The 15,667-nt window shown below is 56.6% G+C and carries 15 protein-coding genes; 7 read left to right on the top strand and 8 right to left on the bottom strand.

Features of this window, described 5'->3' with window-relative positions:
- Window position 1: 1 nt before the first annotated feature.
- Window positions 2–331 (bottom strand): hypothetical protein, encoded by a 330-nt coding sequence (locus D9K61_RS18810; protein WP_120634730.1) that lies wholly within the window; start codon window positions 329–331, stop codon window positions 2–4.
- Window positions 332–524: 193 nt separating this feature from the next.
- Here D9K61_RS18810 and betB point away from each other — a divergent pair, with 193 nt between their 5' ends.
- From betB to D9K61_RS18795, 3 genes are all read left to right on the top strand, one after another.
- Window positions 525–1,979, top strand: a complete 1,455-nt coding sequence (gene betB / locus D9K61_RS18805) for a betaine-aldehyde dehydrogenase (RefSeq protein ID WP_120634729.1) — start codon at window positions 525–527, stop codon at window positions 1,977–1,979.
- Window positions 1,980–2,128: 149 nt separating this feature from the next.
- Window positions 2,129–4,573 (top strand): FAD-dependent oxidoreductase, encoded by a 2,445-nt coding sequence (locus D9K61_RS18800; protein WP_120634728.1) that lies wholly within the window; start codon window positions 2,129–2,131, stop codon window positions 4,571–4,573.
- Window positions 4,570–5,922: an MmgE/PrpD family protein gene (locus D9K61_RS18795; RefSeq protein WP_120634727.1), complete on the top strand. Its 1,353-nt coding sequence runs from the start codon at window positions 4,570–4,572 to the stop codon at window positions 5,920–5,922. Before D9K61_RS18800 ends, D9K61_RS18795 begins: the two co-directional genes overlap by 4 nt.
- Window positions 5,923–6,010: 88 nt before the next feature.
- On the opposite strand, the gene D9K61_RS18790 is transcribed toward D9K61_RS18795, so the two are convergent.
- From D9K61_RS18790 to fliL, 5 genes are read right to left on the bottom strand one after another with little or no spacing between them, the layout of a single operon-like run.
- Window positions 6,011–8,155, bottom strand: a complete 2,145-nt coding sequence (locus D9K61_RS18790) for a hypothetical protein (protein WP_120634726.1) — start codon at window positions 8,153–8,155, stop codon at window positions 6,011–6,013.
- Window positions 8,152–9,021: a flagellar motor stator protein MotA gene (motA, locus tag D9K61_RS18785; RefSeq protein ID WP_120634725.1), complete on the bottom strand. Its 870-nt coding sequence runs from the start codon at window positions 9,019–9,021 to the stop codon at window positions 8,152–8,154. The genes D9K61_RS18790 and motA overlap by 4 nt, the downstream gene beginning before the upstream one ends.
- A gap of 47 nt (window positions 9,022–9,068) precedes the next feature.
- A complete protein-coding gene (locus D9K61_RS18780; protein WP_120634724.1) occupies window positions 9,069–9,653 on the bottom strand; it encodes a MotE family protein in 585 nt (194 codons plus the stop codon).
- Window positions 9,650–10,141, bottom strand: coding sequence for a hypothetical protein (locus D9K61_RS18775; protein ID WP_120634723.1), 492 nt, complete (start codon window positions 10,139–10,141; stop codon window positions 9,650–9,652). Before D9K61_RS18775 ends, D9K61_RS18780 begins: the two co-directional genes overlap by 4 nt.
- Window positions 10,142–10,150: 9 nt before the next feature.
- Window positions 10,151–10,648: a flagellar basal body-associated protein FliL gene (fliL, locus tag D9K61_RS18770; RefSeq protein ID WP_120634860.1), complete on the bottom strand. Its 498-nt coding sequence runs from the start codon at window positions 10,646–10,648 to the stop codon at window positions 10,151–10,153.
- Between the two features lie 119 nt (window positions 10,649–10,767).
- On the opposite strand from fliL, the gene fliF reads away from it, so the two are divergent.
- Genes fliF through fliP form a run of 4 tightly spaced genes read left to right on the top strand, consistent with a single transcriptional unit; the run spans window position 10,768 to window position 13,961 of the window.
- Window positions 10,768–12,354, top strand: coding sequence for a flagellar basal-body MS-ring/collar protein FliF (gene fliF, locus D9K61_RS18765; protein WP_120634859.1), 1,587 nt, complete (start codon window positions 10,768–10,770; stop codon window positions 12,352–12,354).
- Window positions 12,354–12,950 (top strand): ABC transporter ATP-binding protein, encoded by a 597-nt coding sequence (locus tag D9K61_RS18760; RefSeq protein ID WP_120634722.1) that lies wholly within the window; start codon window positions 12,354–12,356, stop codon window positions 12,948–12,950. Before fliF ends, D9K61_RS18760 begins: the two co-directional genes overlap by 1 nt.
- Window positions 12,943–13,230 carry a FliM/FliN family flagellar motor C-terminal domain-containing protein gene (locus D9K61_RS18755; RefSeq protein ID WP_120634721.1) on the top strand — a complete coding sequence of 96 codons (288 nt, stop codon included), beginning with the start codon at window positions 12,943–12,945 and terminating at the stop codon, window positions 13,228–13,230. Before D9K61_RS18760 ends, D9K61_RS18755 begins: the two co-directional genes overlap by 8 nt.
- Window positions 13,230–13,961: a flagellar type III secretion system pore protein FliP gene (gene fliP / locus D9K61_RS18750; protein ID WP_120634720.1), complete on the top strand. Its 732-nt coding sequence runs from the start codon at window positions 13,230–13,232 to the stop codon at window positions 13,959–13,961. The genes D9K61_RS18755 and fliP overlap by 1 nt, the downstream gene beginning before the upstream one ends.
- A gap of 108 nt (window positions 13,962–14,069) precedes the next feature.
- Here the strand turns inward: fliP and D9K61_RS18745 are convergent, their stop codons facing one another.
- Both D9K61_RS18745 and D9K61_RS18740 read right to left on the bottom strand, forming a co-directional pair.
- The gene (locus tag D9K61_RS18745; protein ID WP_120634719.1) at window positions 14,070–14,678 is read right to left on the bottom strand and encodes a phospholipid-binding protein MlaC; all 609 of its coding nucleotides are present in this window, start codon (window positions 14,676–14,678) and stop codon (window positions 14,070–14,072) included.
- Window positions 14,668–15,483, bottom strand: a complete 816-nt coding sequence (locus tag D9K61_RS18740; protein ID WP_254055823.1) for a VacJ family lipoprotein — start codon at window positions 15,481–15,483, stop codon at window positions 14,668–14,670. Before D9K61_RS18740 ends, D9K61_RS18745 begins: the two co-directional genes overlap by 11 nt.
- Window positions 15,484–15,667: the final 184 nt, after the last annotated feature.

Genomic DNA, 15,667 nt, shown 5'->3' with positions numbered 1-15,667 from the left:
CTTATCTGTTCTGGTCGATCCAGCGTGACATCTGCTGTTTGTCGCGGAAACACTCGGATGGGATCGGGCGGCGTTTGCTGCGTGAAATCCGCTCGGCAAAGGCGACCTGCTTTCCGGTCGGGTAGCTGTCAAAAGGGGATGCAGCCCGGGGCTTATGTGTCGAGATCCAATCCGACAGCATCCGCCGGTCGTGCTGCGCCTCAACAGGAATCTCAAGCGCTGACTGTTCGGCAATTGCGCGGGCATAGCGCATCTGGCGGTCTGTCACCGGCAACAGGTGATAATCATTTGTAGGGCCGTTAGGAGCCAATGTTCGAGCAGACTGGGCCATCGGTGTATCCTCTGACTGTGTAGAACATATATAGAACATTTGGTTAATATTTCAAGCTTTCGACGGTGGATCACCTGAAACCCAGGCTGCTCGGCCGTGTTATTGACTGGTCAGTTAATAACCGGTAGGGCCGAATGGAGCTGCCCCTTGAAACCGACCCGGGGGCTACGTTTGCAAGGAAAAGGACTCGGTTATGAAGTTTCAGCCCAAGGCCAGCCATTTCATCGACGGCACCTTTGTCGAAGATACTAGCGGCGCACCCATCGACGTGATCTATCCCGCTACCGGAGAAGTGATCGCACAACTGCATTCGGCGACGCCTGCGATCGTAAACAAGGCTCTAGACAGTGCAAAAACTGCTCAGAAGGCCTGGGCCGCGATGTCCGGGACTGAGCGTGGCCGCATCCTGCGCCGTGCGTCTGACATCATGCGTGAACGCAACCGCGCGCTGTCGATTCTGGAAACCCATGACACCGGCAAACCCCTTCAGGAAACGCTGGTGGCGGACGCAACCAGCGGCGCCGACGCGTTGGAATACTTTGGCGGATTGGCTGCATCCCTGACTGGGGAACACATCCCTCTGGGCGGTGGGGACTTTGTCTATACCATCCGCGAGGCGCTGGGCGTGTGTGTTGGCATCGGCGCATGGAACTACCCGACCCAGATCGCGTGCTGGAAAGGGGCCCCGGCGTTGGCCTGTGGCAATACGATGATCTTCAAACCATCTGAAACCACGCCATTATCTGCGTTGCAGGTTGCCGAGATCCTGATCGAAGCCGGGGCGCCCAAGGGCGTCTACAATGTGGTCCAAGGCTACGGTGACGTGGGTGCTGCGCTGGTCACCGATCCGCGCGTGGCCAAAGTGTCGCTGACCGGTTCGGTTCCGACGGGTCGTAAAGTTTATGCCGCTGCGGCGGATGGCATGAAGCACGTGACGATGGAATTGGGCGGCAAGTCCCCAATGATCGTGTTTGACGATGCTGACATCGAAAACGCGGTATCCGGCGCGATTCTGGGCAATTTTTATTCCTCGGGGCAGGTCTGTTCGAATGGCACCCGTGTCTTTGTGCAAAAGGGCATCAAAGAGGCGTTTTTGACCCGTCTGTCAGAGCGTCTCGCCACAGCGAAAATCGGGGACCCGATGGATGAAGCGGTCAACTTTGGCCCGATGGTCAGCGAAAACCAAATGAACATCGCTTTGGGTTATGTTGAAAAAGGCAAATCTGAGGGCGCACGGCTGGTCTATGGCGGTGCACGGATTGAAGGCGACGGGTACTACATGCAGCCTACCGTGTTTGCCGATGTGACGGATGACATGACCATCGCGCGCGAGGAAATCTTTGGCCCGGTCATGTCAGTTCTGGATTTCGACACCGAAGCCGAGGTTCTGGCCCGCGCCAATGACACCGAATTCGGTCTGGCTGCCGGCGTGTTCACCAATGATCTGACCCGTGCCCATCGCATCGTCGCGGGGTTTGAAGCGGGCACCTGCTATATCAACACCTACAACCTCGCGCCGGTCGAAGCGCCCTTTGGTGGATCGAAAATGTCAGGCGTCGGGCGTGAGAATTCCAAGCTGGCGATCAACCATTTCAGCGATATGAAGACGGTTTATGTTTCGATGAATGACGTCGACGCACCATACTGATTCAACTCTGGTTGAGAATTATTCGAGCCATGAGATATCTGTTCCCGACATTTCGCGTCGGGAACAGAGCATAAGCCCATCCCGACCTGTGGCTGACTTTCCTGCAACGGAGCCGATCTGGCGACGCCCGAAACGCAGGAGACTATCCCATGAAAACCCACGCACAGGCCGTCGTTATCGGAGGGGGCCTTGTCGGTTGTTCGATCCTTTACCATTTGGCCAAGCTCGGTTGGACCGACGTGGTCCTGCTGGAACGGGATGAGTTGACCAGCGGTTCAACCTGGCACGCGGCGGCGAATATTCACGGGCTGCACGACAACAACAATATCACCCGCATCCAGCATTATACGATGAACCTGTACAAAGAGCTGGAGAAGGAAACCGGGCAGGGCTGTGGTGTGTTTCAATCCGGATCGCTCTATCTGGCGCAGACCGAAGACCGGGAACACCAATTGCGACTGCAAGAGGCCAAAGCCAAGTTCTACGGTCTAAATTTTCACGAAATCAGCCGCGAACAGGCGATGGAGCTGCACCCGCTGGCGCAGTTCGATGATGTTCGTTGCATCATGTTTGAACCCGATGGTGGCAATGTCGATCCCTCGGGCGTGACCCACGCCTATGCCGCTGGCGCGCGGGCAATGGGTGCCACGATTGAGCGGTTTTGCCCGGTAATAGGGACTGAACAGCAACCAGATGGGTCCTGGATCGTCCGCACTGAAAAAGGCGACATCCACACACAATGGGTGGTCAACGCCGGTGGGCTTTGGGGGCGCGAGGTCGCGGCGCTGGCAGGCATCGAACTTCCCCTGCAACCGACCGAGCATCAGTATTTTGTGACCGAGGCGATTGATGAAGTTGCCGAGTTGGGTCGCCGTCTACCATCTATCGCCGATCGGGATGGAGAGTACTACTTTCGCCAAGAGGGCAACGGCCTACTGATTGGCGCCTACGAGAAAGACATGCGGTTTTGGGCCGAGAACGGCACGCCTTTGGATTTCGCCCACGATCTGTTCCCCGATGATCTCGACCGGATCATGGAAAATGTCATCCGCGCCACCGAACGCGTTCCGGTTGCCGCCACAGCAGGGGTTAAACGGGTGATCAACGGCCCGATGATTTGGTCCCCGGATGCCAATGCGATCTGGGGGCCAGTGCCGGAGCTCCAGAATTACTTCTGTTGTACCGGTATCATCCCTGGCTTCTCTCAGTCCGGCGGTTTGGGTCTGCTGTCTGCACAATGGATGATCGAGGGGGAGCCGCAATACGATATGTTTGCCTGGGATCTGGCCCGTTTTGGCGATTGGGCGGACAAGAAATTCACTAAAGCGCGGGTTGAAGACCAGTATTCGCACCGCTTTGCCATCCACTTCCCAAACGAAGAGCGCAGCGCCGGTCGCCCTGCCCGCACCCGTCCCTCATACGAGATGCAACAAAAGATGGGCTGCGTCTTTGGTCTCAACTGTGGTTGGGAACACCCGCTCTGGTTCGCGGATCAGCCGGGAACCGTCGAAACTAACGGCTTTCCCCGCCAGAACTGGTGGGAACCGGTTGGTCGCGAAGTGCGAATGCTGCGTGAAACTGTCGGTGTTATCGATATCTCAAACTTCGCCAACTATGTGATCAAAGGTCCAGGGGCCTATGATTGGCTGGACCGCCTGGTGGCCAACCGGGTCCCGACTGAAGTGGGGCGGTCGTGCCTGACCCCGCTGATCTCGGTCCGGGGCGGCGTTGCTGGCGATTTCACCATCACAAAAGTCGCGGAAGATGAATACATGATGATCGGCTCTGGCATGGCCGAACGCTATCATCAGCGCTTCTTCAACATGGTCGATCTGCCCGAAGGCACCACGCTTGAGGTCGCAACAGATCGTATCGCGGGTTTCAACGTGGCAGGGCCAAGGTCGCGCGACGTGCTGCAGTACCTGACAAATGCGGACCTATCCAACCAGGCTTTTCGGTTTATGCGCTCGCAAACGATCGACGTGGCCGGGGTCACGTGTCTGGCTATTCGCGTCAGCTTTACCGGCGATCTGGGGTGGGAACTGCATTGCGCAGAACAGGATCAAATCAGGCTCTATTCGGTCCTACTAGATGCAGCAAAGACATTTAACGGCGGGCCTGTAGGCGGTCGTGCACTGGGGTCTCTACGCATCGAAAAAGGCTATGGCTCGTGGGGTCGGGAGTATTCTCAGGAATACTGGCCGCAAGAGGTTGGCCTGGCCGGGCTGATCAAGCTCGATAAGGATTTTTTGCACAAGGACGCCTATCTGGCTGTCAAAGACAACGCGCTGCGTGAGGTGCTTTCGATTTTCGAGGTCGATGCGGTCGATGCCGACGCTGCAGGTGGTGAACCGATCTTTACCGCCGACGGTAAACCCGTGGGCCGTGTGACGTCGGGCGCATACGGCTATTCGGTCGGCAAATCCCTGGCGATTGGTTATGCCGACCCGAAAGTGGCGCGGCCCGGCGACATGGTCGAGATATTTATCCTCGGCAGGCCTCACACTGCCAAACTGTTGGTTAAACCGCCATTTGACCCCGACGGCCTGCGCCTGCGCGATGTCAAACCATCTGTGATGGCAGCAGCCAAATGACGGACACCTTCGCCCGCGTTGCCGAATTTGCCCTGAACCGTTCGGCGCAGGATATGCCGGCCAGCGCGCGCGCGGCAGCCGCGTTGTTGATGCTGGACACGATGGGGATCCTGATCGCCTCGGGCCCAATGGAGGCCGGGGTGATCGCGCGCGATACGGCGGCGTTGCTTTATGCCAGTTCCGACCCTACCTATAGCGCGCGCATGATGTTCGACGGACGACAGGTCAGTATGGCCGGGGCCGCCTATGCCGCTGCAACCCAGACCGACAATCTGGATGGCCATGACGGCTTCAACCCGGTTAAGGGTCATATCGGCGTCGTCGTCTTGCCCGCGCTCGTGGCGCTCGCCGAACATTGCCCCAATCTGACGGGACCAGAGGCTTTGGCGGCTGTGATCACCGGTTACGAGGTGGCCGGGCGCGCCGGTTTGTCGCTGCATGCAAGTGTCAGTGATTATCACACCTCTGGTGCCTGGAATGCGCTGGGCGTGGCGGCCATGGCCGCGCGTTTGCGTGGGCAAACACCTGAACAAATGCGGCAGGCGATGGGGATCGCCGAATATCACGGCCCGCGCAGCCAGATGATGCGCGAGATCGCCAACCCGACGATGCTGCATGATGGATCAGGCTGGGGTGCGATGGTCGGAATGTCAGCTGCCATCCTGGCCGAGCGCGGCTTCACCGGTGCCCCCGCGATAACTATCGAGGCTGCCGAGGTCGCACCGCATTGGGATAACTTGGGTGCATTCTGGGTGGTCGAACATCAATACATAAAACCCTACCCGATTTGCCGATGGGCCCATGCTGCGATCGACGGAGTGCGCAAGGTTATGTCGGAGCATGATCTGACCCATGAGCAAATCGAAAGGTTGGACATCAACAGTTTCCACGAAGCGGTTTGCCTGTTTCCCGGTTTGCCTGAAACAACGTCACAGGCGCAGTATTCCCTGGCATTTGCAGTAGCTACCTACGTGTTGCATGGGCGGATTGGGGTCGAACAGATCTCGGGCACCAGCTTATCCGACCCGGTTGTCGCCGGACTAATGCCGCGTATTCACGTAGCCGAAAGCGATCATCATAACGCTCGTTTCCCGCAAGGTCGTAGCGCCGATGTCAGTATCACCACCACAGACGGGCGCGTCCTGGCGTCAGGCCACGTTGACGCCCGTGGAGGCGACGAAACACCGCTGAACAAGGCAGAGGTGATCGAAAAATTCATGCAATTCGCATCCCCTGTCGTCGGGCTTGTGCGGGCCAAGGCCATTCGTGAGGCGGTTCTGGGTTGGACCGAAGCAAGTTCTTACTACGCGGATGTGGCGGGCCATATCTACGATCCACCAACCTCTTGAAATCAAATGCCGACCTCGGTTTTGAGCCACGCCATGGTTATTGCCCTACAAACATCGTTGAAACCACGTTTCCACGGCGACCGATACGCTATTCACTCTCTACGGCTTCAAGAAGATCAACGATCTGTTGGCGCGCCTTTGCACTGTCATCCAGCAGATTGGCCGCATCTGCCAATGGTCTGTCCACCAACCGGATCGGTGGTTCGGTCAGTGCTTTTGTCGTTGCATTGATGCCCGCGAATTTCCCTGCCGTTTCTGAATTGAGGTCGAGCGGTAGCCCGGCCAGCCACAAGTAGCGGTTGGCCCTCTGTGTTTCGCCGAGTTCCTTAAGCATTTCGCCCGCCGCTGCGTAGTCTTCAACGGCACCTTTGGCCTGAACCCGCAGCGCAACGGCATCTTTGGATGCGTCGCCTTCCAACTCTAGCATCGCCTGATGTGGGCGGGCGTTCATCAGTGCTGCGCGAGCCCGCAACCGCGCCCGTTCAGATCGTCTGGTGCGGTCTTGCTGTCTGTTGGCCAAAGCAAACGCCTGCGTCGCGAACCCAAGCGATGCGAGGCGGTCCGATAGGGCAATCGCTGTATCTGTCGACAACATGCTAGTGAAATCTGGTGACATTGCCAATGTTTGGCGCAGAAAAACCACGTCGTCTGACCGCTCGGTCAGCAATTGAAGGTGCCGGTTCAAGGTATCTGAAACCTCTTCTCCGTCTGGTAAGGTTAAGATCAGTGCCAGCGCGCCGTCGAATTCATGACTCAGGCCAAGAGCAACCGCATGCGTTCGTGCCATCAAAGGCCCGATTTCGGATCGCCGGAATTCCAACGCATAAGAAGCGGCAAGCCCAAGCTCTTGCGATGATACTGCACCCCTATCTGCCCAGCGTTTTTCGACCAGCCGAGCCAGTGCCAGAGGTGCCTCTGTCAAAGCACCCGGGCTGGAGACGACTTCGCCCAGCAAGATTTCAGCGCGTTTGTCATCACCTTCGGCTTCGGCGACCTTGGCTTTAACTTGTATCACGCTGGGAGTTCCAGTCGGTTCGATACGATCGACCGAGCGCAACACGCGCCGTGCCGCCTCTAATTTCTGACCATCGACCAAGATGGCCGACAGTCTTGGCCCGAGAGCACGACGAAGATGTTCTGGTAACCGGGCAAAAGCTTGCTCGATCGCCTCTACATCGGCGTCGGATGCTAGTTTTCGTTCCGACAAAGCCGCCCATAGCGCGGCGTCACTGTCACATCGCTGTAGAGTGTGGAACGGGTTCGGCCCCGAGCCCCGTCGATCATCCATGACATATGCAATGGCGGCAACCCGTGCCAACTCGGGGGGCCGTGCCGCGATCAAGCCCAACACCCTGATCGCCTCTGCCCCAAATCCATGAAACGCGTAGACCTTGGCGAGATTTACAGCCTGTTCGTCGTCAAGGTGATCAAATTCCTGATATAGCCCAGTCCTGAGTTCGGCCAACTGATCCTGAAATGGGCGCGTATCGGACCAGTGATCAAAATCAAGTTCGGCTGTCGAGAAACAGGCCGGTCTATCCTCGATCTGCAACAATTCCGCATTGAGCAACCCATTCAGACCGTCAAGTACGGTCGACAGATGAACATTCGAGCTTAGGCCGTGCGGAATTGGTGTACTCGAAATCGAGGATGATTTACGAGGTCCAACAGGCGCCAGGTTCAGGTCAAGCAAGCTCCGATCCGCCCCCTGTAGCAGACGCGCGGATAGCTGATCCTTATACACCTGCCCATTCATGTTCAGAGGCGGTAGCTTCAGATCCACTTTCGGACCCAATCCTTCGGGGTGAGATTCCCGGTCTGGTTCGCGGGTCAAAACTGGCGGAGGGATGTAAGTGGTCAGCGGTGGCAATGGAATGCCCGGTGCAATGTCGACTACGATCATCGAATTTCTGAACAAAAACGCCGAAGCGACGCAGTCGCACCCGAACTCCATGTCCAAGGCGGCCCCGGGCTGGGATTGCGAGAGGGACGACAGACGATTGGTTGTCAGGCGTCCAAAAACCGACCCGGTTCGAAAGATGACGTCATCCATCTTCACGGTCAGCTTTGCGCCATTTTTCTGCTGCGCCAAAACCCAACCGGTGTCCGTAGGCACATTGAACACTAGGCGTGTGTATCCGTCATGCTCGCCAGATCGGACCGTTACTTCCTGTGATGCCGCGCCCGAGGCGAGCGCAATCAGGATCGAAATCACTGCACCAAGCCGTGTCATGCCGCCGCCTGCTTGAGTTCCTTCAGCGCGTCTTCAAGCTCGGTAAAGCCGGGGCGGTTATGGGTTGGCGTGTTTTGACGTCCCACTTCAATGCACATCGCCGCGTTGTGATTGTGCAGATTGGCAACCAGAACCTCTTTGATCAGCTGGTAGAAATGGTTGTCCTCTTCCACCACGGATTTCAGCTTGCCCGAAAACGGGCCGACAAGCCCATAGGCCAAAAAGACCCCCAGGAATGTACCGACCAAAGCGCCACCGATCAGTTTTCCCAAAACTTCGGGCGGCTGATCGATTGATCCCATTGTCTTGATCACACCCAGAACCGCGGCAACAATTCCGAGCGCGGGCAGGCCGTCTGCCACGGTCTGCAGCGCGTGGCTGGAGTGCATGGCATGGTGAAAATTGGCCTCCATCCGTTTTTCCAGAACCTCTTCGACCTGATGCGGATCGTCATAGTTCATCGAAGCCGATCGCATTGTGTCACAGATAAGATCCACCGCTTCCTTGTCGGCCTGGATCTTGGGGTAGGCAGAAAAGACGCTGGAGCTTTCGGGCTCTTCAATATGTTGTTCGACCTCTACTGGGTTTGCACGCGCGATGCGGATCAGTGAGAACAAAAGGCACAACAGGTCGCGATAGTCCTCGGGTTTCCATTTTGGCCCCTTGAAGACTTTTCCCATGTCCTTAATCGTATGTTTTACACCGCCCATGTCGTTGCTAATCAGAAACGCACCGATCGCGGCACCGCCGATCATCATCATTTCAAACGGCAGGGACTTCATAATGATGGTCATCTTGCCACCTGCGGCCAGGTAACCGCCGAACACCATCACGAAAATGACAACAATTCCAACAATTCCAATCATTTGCGATCTCCAGAAACTTCCAGTGCAGGGTCAGGGGACACGGGCATCTACTCCTGCGGGGCGTTGGCGTTGCGGCCCGCCATGACAACACTGATCGTGTACGCCACCTCGGGACTGAGACCGGCAAGAACCCCAGCTGCGGCATCCGGTGGCATGCGCGACAGAAAGCCAGCGGCAAAAGTCGGGTCCATGGTTTCGAACAGAGCGGCAGCATCTTTGGGTTTCATGTTCTGGTACACGTCTGTCAGCCGTGTCAGATCAGTTTCCGCAGCCTTATCTGCCACTGCCAGCGTCGCTCGCAGAGACTCTTCAGCCTCCTGCATCGCTCCTAGTCTGTTCTCAATTGCCCGATTCGCGATTTCCAACGCTTTTTCTCTTTCGATCAAGGCATCTTCACGCTGTTTCAGGCGTTCCTCGCGACGCAAAAGTTCTGTTAGGACAACCTGAACATCTCGCGTATCCGCTGATACGGATTTGTTTTCGACGGGCTGAGGTTCGACCGATTTTGCCAAGGCTGGTCCGGCTTCCAATCCCACTCGAATCGCGGCGGAGCCGATCATCAGCAAAGAAATCACCGTGAGAACCCCGCCGCGTGGGCGGCCGCACACCTGATCTGCCGGGTGGCCTTTCATTTCGTGACCTCGTTCAGCTTTCGCTCATGCCGGAAAAACATAACGCCTTCAGGGGTCCTTGCAGGGGTGTCAGAGGGTGTGAAAACCTCGTCTTCAGATGCGATGGCAGGCTCTTGCGTTGCGTCCTTGATGTTCTGCGTCTCTGAATCAGCAGATAGGTCGCCCGAGGCAGCCGCATCCGTTGCGGTAGCGGCATTCTCCTCCGGGATGACGTCATGCATTGACGCCATCATGAGTTCCAACCGCTGCGCCACGATTTCCGCTCTCTCGGTGAGATCCTTAAGCACATCGCCAGATTGGTCAGAGGCCAACCGCGCGCGCTCCAGCGATGTCTTCAACTCATCCGCCTGAGAAGACAGCACGGCAACAGCACCGCCAACACCTGTTTCAAGGTCGGTGAAGCGTTTGAGTCGTCGCGACAGCACGAAGCAATAAAGACCCGCGCCAAGCGCACCCGCAACCAGCAAAATATCTGCAATCAGCTCCAATTTCGCCTCCTAGTTCAATACAAATTCCATCACCAGAACGTCGCGTACTCGGCCCTCGCCGATGACAATTCCGATACGCCGTAGCAGGTGCCCGCGAATGCGTATCAGGGCCAGAGAATCCTCAAGATCCGAGATTTCAACGGCCCGTAGATATCCATTCAGGACGTCCATGATTCGCGGTTGCATTTTTTCCACATCAGCGATGTACGGGGTGTTAACTTCGAGCTGCGCGTGAAACTTCAGATGACGCGAGTTCCCCGCATTTACAGATACAATCACAGGCGGAAGATCGACGAATCCCACATCTGCAAGCGCCTGGGCGGGCATATCTTCTTGCGCCTCTTTGGCGGTGGCCTTTTCTGTCTTGGCGCCAAAAGGCAACATCCCAGACGATGTCAGAAAGTAACCACCGGCAGCGCCTGAGATCGCTAGAATCAGCCCTATTAAAAGCCCTAATTTATTATTTTTTTCAGGAGCTTCCGCCTGATCCACAGTCGCGTCGGTCATGACGTCCTCATTCATCCGTTCTGCGACATTCATAACCCCGTATGGACTAACCGATTGTTAAGGGCATTCGTCCAAACAGAAGGGGCGTCGGGCAGAATGTCGGCGAGTCGGAGGTGAGCGTGCAGCAGATCGGAACTGTCTGGGCAAATTTAGACAGACGAAAACAAATCATCGTCGCTGGTGCGGTTGTGTTGGTCTTTCTTGGCGTGTTGGGTATGTCACGGCTTGTGTCCGCTCCATCGATGACACTGCTATATGCAGGGCTGGAAAGCGGTGCCGCGGGGGACATTGTCCGTTCGCTGGATCAGCGTGGTGTGCCATATGAGATTCGCGGCGGCTCCATCTATGTCCCAGGCGCAAAGCGGGACGAACTGCGCATGATGCTGGCCAGCGAAGGCCTGCCTGCAAACGGCAACCGCGGGTATGAACTGCTGGATACGCTCAGCGGTTTTGGCACCACTTCCCAGATGTTCGATGCCGCCTATTGGCGCGCGAAAGAGGGCGAGTTGGCGCGTACAATTGTAGGTGGTCGCCATATCAGTCAGGCACGCGTTCATATCGCTAATGCTTCGGCAAACCCGTTTCAACGCAGTGTCGCCCCGACCGCCTCGGTCTATCTGGTCCCATCAGGGGCAGATATCACAGGCGATCAGGCCAAGGCGGTCCGATTTCTTGTTTCGTCGGCCGTTAGCGGCTTGTCTCCCGAGAATGTGACGGTCATCGATTCGAACGGAACCGTGATTGGGGGCCAGGAAACGGCGGTGGCCGCCGATACGGCCGATGACAAATCTCGCCAATTGCGCGAACGGGTGTTGCGTCTTGTCGAGGCACGTGTCGGTGCTGGCAACGCGGTGGTCGAGGTCAGCGTCGATACCGTGACCAAGACGGAATCGATCCGCGAGCGGCGTTTTGACCCCAAAGGTCGCGTGGCGATCAGTACCGATGTCGAAGAGCGATCTGACAGTGCCCGCAACCAGTCTTCTGATGTAACTGTCGCGTCGAACCTACCCGATGGGGATGGCGCAGGCGGTGACGAATCAAATTCTACAGCGACAAAGACCCGCGAGCGTGTGAACTATGAAGTGTCCGAGACCGAGCTTGAGGTCCTCAATGCGCCGGGAGCGATCAAGCGCCTGACTGTTGCCGTGCTGGTCAATGGCATACACGCCGAGGACGCCGCCGGTGTTGAAACCTTCACGCCGCTGCCGCAATCTGAGCTCGACGCGCTGGAGGAGCTGGTTGCATCTGCAGTCGGGTTCGACCCTGAGCGCGGGGATGTGATCACACTGAAATCCTTGGATTTACCGGTTGTTGAACCTCGGGGGACGCTAGCCTCGGCGTCGATGTGGCAAAACATTCATCTGGATGCGATGTCACTGATACAGATGGCTGTTATGGCCATTGTCTCTTTGGTTCTGGCGCTGTTCGTCATTCGCCCGATCCTGATGAAACCCGCCACGACCCAGGCTTTACTGCAGGTCGGCGCCGAACCTGCTGTCGGCGATGCTCCACTGCTGACTGGTGAAATCGCGCCGGATGACAGTTCGGAATTTACGCAACTTCCAACCCAAGCCAATGTTCCCGCACTCGGATCTAGCGCTGCAGAGGACCCGGTGGATCGGCTGCGCTCTATGATTGGCGACAAGCAGGAAGAGACCGTCGAGATCCTTCGCAGTTGGCTTGAAGAAGGCGAGGAGCGTGCGTGATGTCGATTACCCATCTTCTTGAAGATTTCACAGTACAATCCGGCGGCGGCGCCATTCATCTTCTGGATGACGATGCGCTGGAAGAGCAAAACCTCGCAGCCTTTGAAAAAGGGTATGGTGCCGGATGGGAAGATGCCGTGCAGGCGCAGGAGCAAAGTCAGGGACAGATCTCGGCCGAACTTGGCAACGCGCTGCAGGACATGTCATTCACCTATCACGAAGCGATCACCCGCATGACCTTGTCGCTGGAACCGATGTTCCAAGGCCTGACCCGTGTCGTTCTGCCAGACACAATCGAACGTGGCTTTGCGACCCGTCTGGTCGAGCAACTGTGTGAGATGGCCAGCGAACAGATCGAGCAACCCATGCAGATCATGGTGCCTGAAGGTCGCGCCGGAGACGTCGAGGCGATGATCCCATCTGATTTGTCCCCGGCCCCCCGGGTGATTGAGGACCCATCGCTGAACTCGGGTCAGGCACGGTTGCAGGTGGGTGTATCCCGGCGCGAGGTGGACTGCGGCGCCCTGCTGGGCTTGGTCGCGCAAGCATTCGATTCCTATGTATTTGAGGCAAGAGAGGCTTTGTCAAATGAGTGATACCCAGATCCCGAAATCAGATAAGCCGAACCCGTTTGACTCTGTCCCGATCGAAGTGACCGTGTCGGTTGGCCGTGCACGCCCCCTGATCAGGGACCTGTTGAACATGGGCGAGAATGCCGTTTTGACCCTGGACAAACGGATTGAGGATCCGGTGGACCTGTATGTCGGAGATCAGTTGGTTGCACGCGGTTTGCTAGAGGAAATGGAGGGCGATCAAGCTGGTCAATTGGCTGTGCGCCTGACGGAAATTGCCGATCTGCAAAACGGGATCGGCTAATGCGCTCTCTGATCTGGGTGGTGTGTGCCGTGGTACTTCTGACCCCGTCACTCGCCGCTGCACAAGATGTGATGCTGTCGCTGGGTGAAGGCGGTTCAATCTCTGCCCGGACCATCCAGTTGATCCTATTGATCACCGTGCTCAGCCTTGCGCCCGGATTGGCGATCATGATCACCTGCTTCCCGTTTCTGATCACCGTTTTGGCCATCCTGAGGCAGGGTATCGGACTGCAGCAATCACCACCAAATGTGCTGATTATCAGCCTGGCTCTGTTTCTGACCTACTTCATCATGGAACCTGTTTTTACCGAAGCTTGGGTCACTGGAATCCGCCCCATGGTCGAAGAAACGATGGGCATGGAACTTGCACTGGAGCGTGCACTGGAGCCGTTCCGGGTGTTTATGGCCAACCGTTTGGACGCGGATACGTTCTATGCGATGGCGGCATTGCGACCCGGTGGCGACGCGCTTGAGATGTCAGCCAACGCGCCGCTTTCGGTTCTGATGCCATCGTTCATGTTGTCCGAGATTGCCCGGGCCTTTCAGATCGGATTTCTGATCTTTCTGCCGTTCTTGATCATCGATCTAGTGGTGGCAGCCGTTCTTATGTCCATGGGTATGATGATGGTGCCACCTGCGATTGTGTCACTGCCGTTCAAATTGGCGTTCTTTGTGATTGCAGACGGATGGGCACTGATCGCCAGCGCCTTGGTGCGCAGCTATATGCCCTGACAGCTGTCAGGGCATTCTATCAAAGGAAGTTTTTCGGCCAGTTTGACCGTTCTCAAGGGATCGCGCTGTGGAACAGCATGAATTAGGCAGGTCTGAACACACAAAATCTTACCCCGTTCGGCCAAGGTCCTTGATCAGTTGGTTCAGGTTGCCTTTTCGGGCATCCAGCATTGCTCCGATCTCCGTACGCTCGGTCAACAGCAGGTTCACGCCTTCGATGAACATGTTGTAGAATTTCTCGCGACCCGATTTATCGGACACCAGAAAGGTCACATCAAAAGGTGCAGAGCCGCGCAGTTTCACCAGCGTTCTGACCTCGTATCCGGCTTTGATCTTGCGGGCGTTTCGTACATTGACCTCGCCCCCGATGAATTCACGGAAGCGGCGTCCGTATTTACGCGAGATATATCCCTGAAACGCTTTGGTGAACTTTTTCAACTGAGACGGGCTGGCGGTGCGCGCATCCACACCCAACGCATAGCGCGCCATGATCGGCACATCGGCGTATTGCACAAAGATCTTCTCGAAATCGCGCAACATGGCGTTTTCTGACTTACCCGACGCAATCACACGATTGATTTCGGTCACCACACTGTTCACCAGTGCCTTGGCGCTTGCTTCAGTTTGGGCAAGCGCGGACAGGGGCATTGCGGTCAGCGCCAGGCCCGTCAGGCTGGTTGTGATAAAACGGCGTCGGTTCAAAGTGTTATTCGGCATAGGGGTCCTCGTAAGGGTCTAGGTAGGGGTCCCTGACAGGGTCGGTTCCGATTTCGGCATAAGGATCGGTGTAGAGCCCCAGATAGGCATCCTCGTCATCCCTTGCCAGTTCAAAGCGGCGGTTTTGCAGATAGATCAGACGCGCCTGCGCATAACTGTCGGCGCTATCATACAGGATTGAATCGACCGTGTCCGAGAACCGACCTCGGTCGCCCATCCGGCGTACAACTTCGGCATAGACCCCCAGATTGTCGGCCGGGCGCGTTGGAGCGAAATTGATGGGGTTCGAGAACAGGTTGACCACAACACCCACGGCGTCACGGGTGGTCGAGGGGCCATAGAACGGCAGTTCGACATAAGCACCTTCGCCAAAGCCCCAGACATGCAATGTCTCGCCGAAATCGGTATCAACCGGGGGCAAGTTCAGTTCGTCAGCCGGGGCGGACAAGCCAAATCCACCAACAGTCATGTTGATCGCGAATCGCAAAAGCGCGTTACCCATTTGCTTGGGATTGCCCTGCAGCAAATAATCTACCGCTTGTCCGGGCAGAGAGATGTTTTCAGCGAAAGTGCTAAAGCTGGTGACCATCGGGTCGGGGACGATCTTCACGTAGCCTTTCGAGGCTGGGCGAAACAGGAACCGGTCAAGACCCAGGTTGAACCTATGCATCGAGCGGTTTGTACCCTCGTACGGGTCAAAAACCTCACCACGGGCGGCCTGATCTGCAGGTTGTGAGGCGCATGCCGTCAATACGAACACAAGCGGAAGAACAACAAGATGTTTCAGGCGAAGTCTGCTTAACACGGTCTTTGTTACTCCAAAGCGGCCCAGCATCTTCGCAACCAGGCGTTCAACCAACAATGTAGTGCTGCATCGGCACAAGTCGTTGTCACATAGATGTTTCAGGTCAAAATTGAAACACCTTGCGTTTAACCCGCCTGTCGGTTCGGGGTAAAGTGACACAGGTTCAACAGTTCGGAATAAGAGA

The sequence above is a fragment of the Ruegeria sp. EL01 genome, assembly GCF_900313035.1.
Lineage (GTDB): Bacteria > Pseudomonadota > Alphaproteobacteria > Rhodobacterales > Rhodobacteraceae > Ruegeria.
Note: the sequence above shows the minus strand (reverse complement) of the source record. Positions and strands in the feature narration are given on the sequence as shown.

Excerpts from the sequence above, each read along its gene's own strand:
- D9K61_RS18800 (WP_120634728.1), top strand. The coding sequence starts at position 2,129 with ATGAAAACCCACGCACAGGCCGTCGTTATCGGAGGGGGCCTTGTCGGT.
- betB (WP_120634729.1), top strand. The coding sequence starts at position 525 with ATGAAGTTTCAGCCCAAGGCCAGCCATTTCATCGACGGCACCTTTGTC.
- D9K61_RS18780 (WP_120634724.1), bottom strand. The coding sequence starts at position 9,653 with ATGAAAGGCCACCCGGCAGATCAGGTGTGCGGCCGCCCACGCGGCGGG.
- D9K61_RS18810 (WP_120634730.1), bottom strand. The coding sequence starts at position 331 with ATGGCCCAGTCTGCTCGAACATTGGCTCCTAACGGCCCTACAAATGAT.
- D9K61_RS18790 (WP_120634726.1), bottom strand. The coding sequence starts at position 8,155 with ATGACACGGCTTGGTGCAGTGATTTCGATCCTGATTGCGCTCGCCTCG.
- D9K61_RS18755 (WP_120634721.1), top strand. The coding sequence starts at position 12,943 with ATGAGTGATACCCAGATCCCGAAATCAGATAAGCCGAACCCGTTTGAC.
- D9K61_RS18760 (WP_120634722.1), top strand. The coding sequence starts at position 12,354 with ATGTCGATTACCCATCTTCTTGAAGATTTCACAGTACAATCCGGCGGC.
- fliP (WP_120634720.1), top strand. The coding sequence starts at position 13,230 with ATGCGCTCTCTGATCTGGGTGGTGTGTGCCGTGGTACTTCTGACCCCG.
- D9K61_RS18745 (WP_120634719.1), bottom strand. The coding sequence starts at position 14,678 with ATGCCGAATAACACTTTGAACCGACGCCGTTTTATCACAACCAGCCTG.
- D9K61_RS18795 (WP_120634727.1), top strand. The coding sequence starts at position 4,570 with ATGACGGACACCTTCGCCCGCGTTGCCGAATTTGCCCTGAACCGTTCG.
- fliL (WP_120634860.1), bottom strand. The coding sequence starts at position 10,648 with ATGACCGACGCGACTGTGGATCAGGCGGAAGCTCCTGAAAAAAATAAT.
- motA (WP_120634725.1), bottom strand. The coding sequence starts at position 9,021 with ATGATTGGAATTGTTGGAATTGTTGTCATTTTCGTGATGGTGTTCGGC.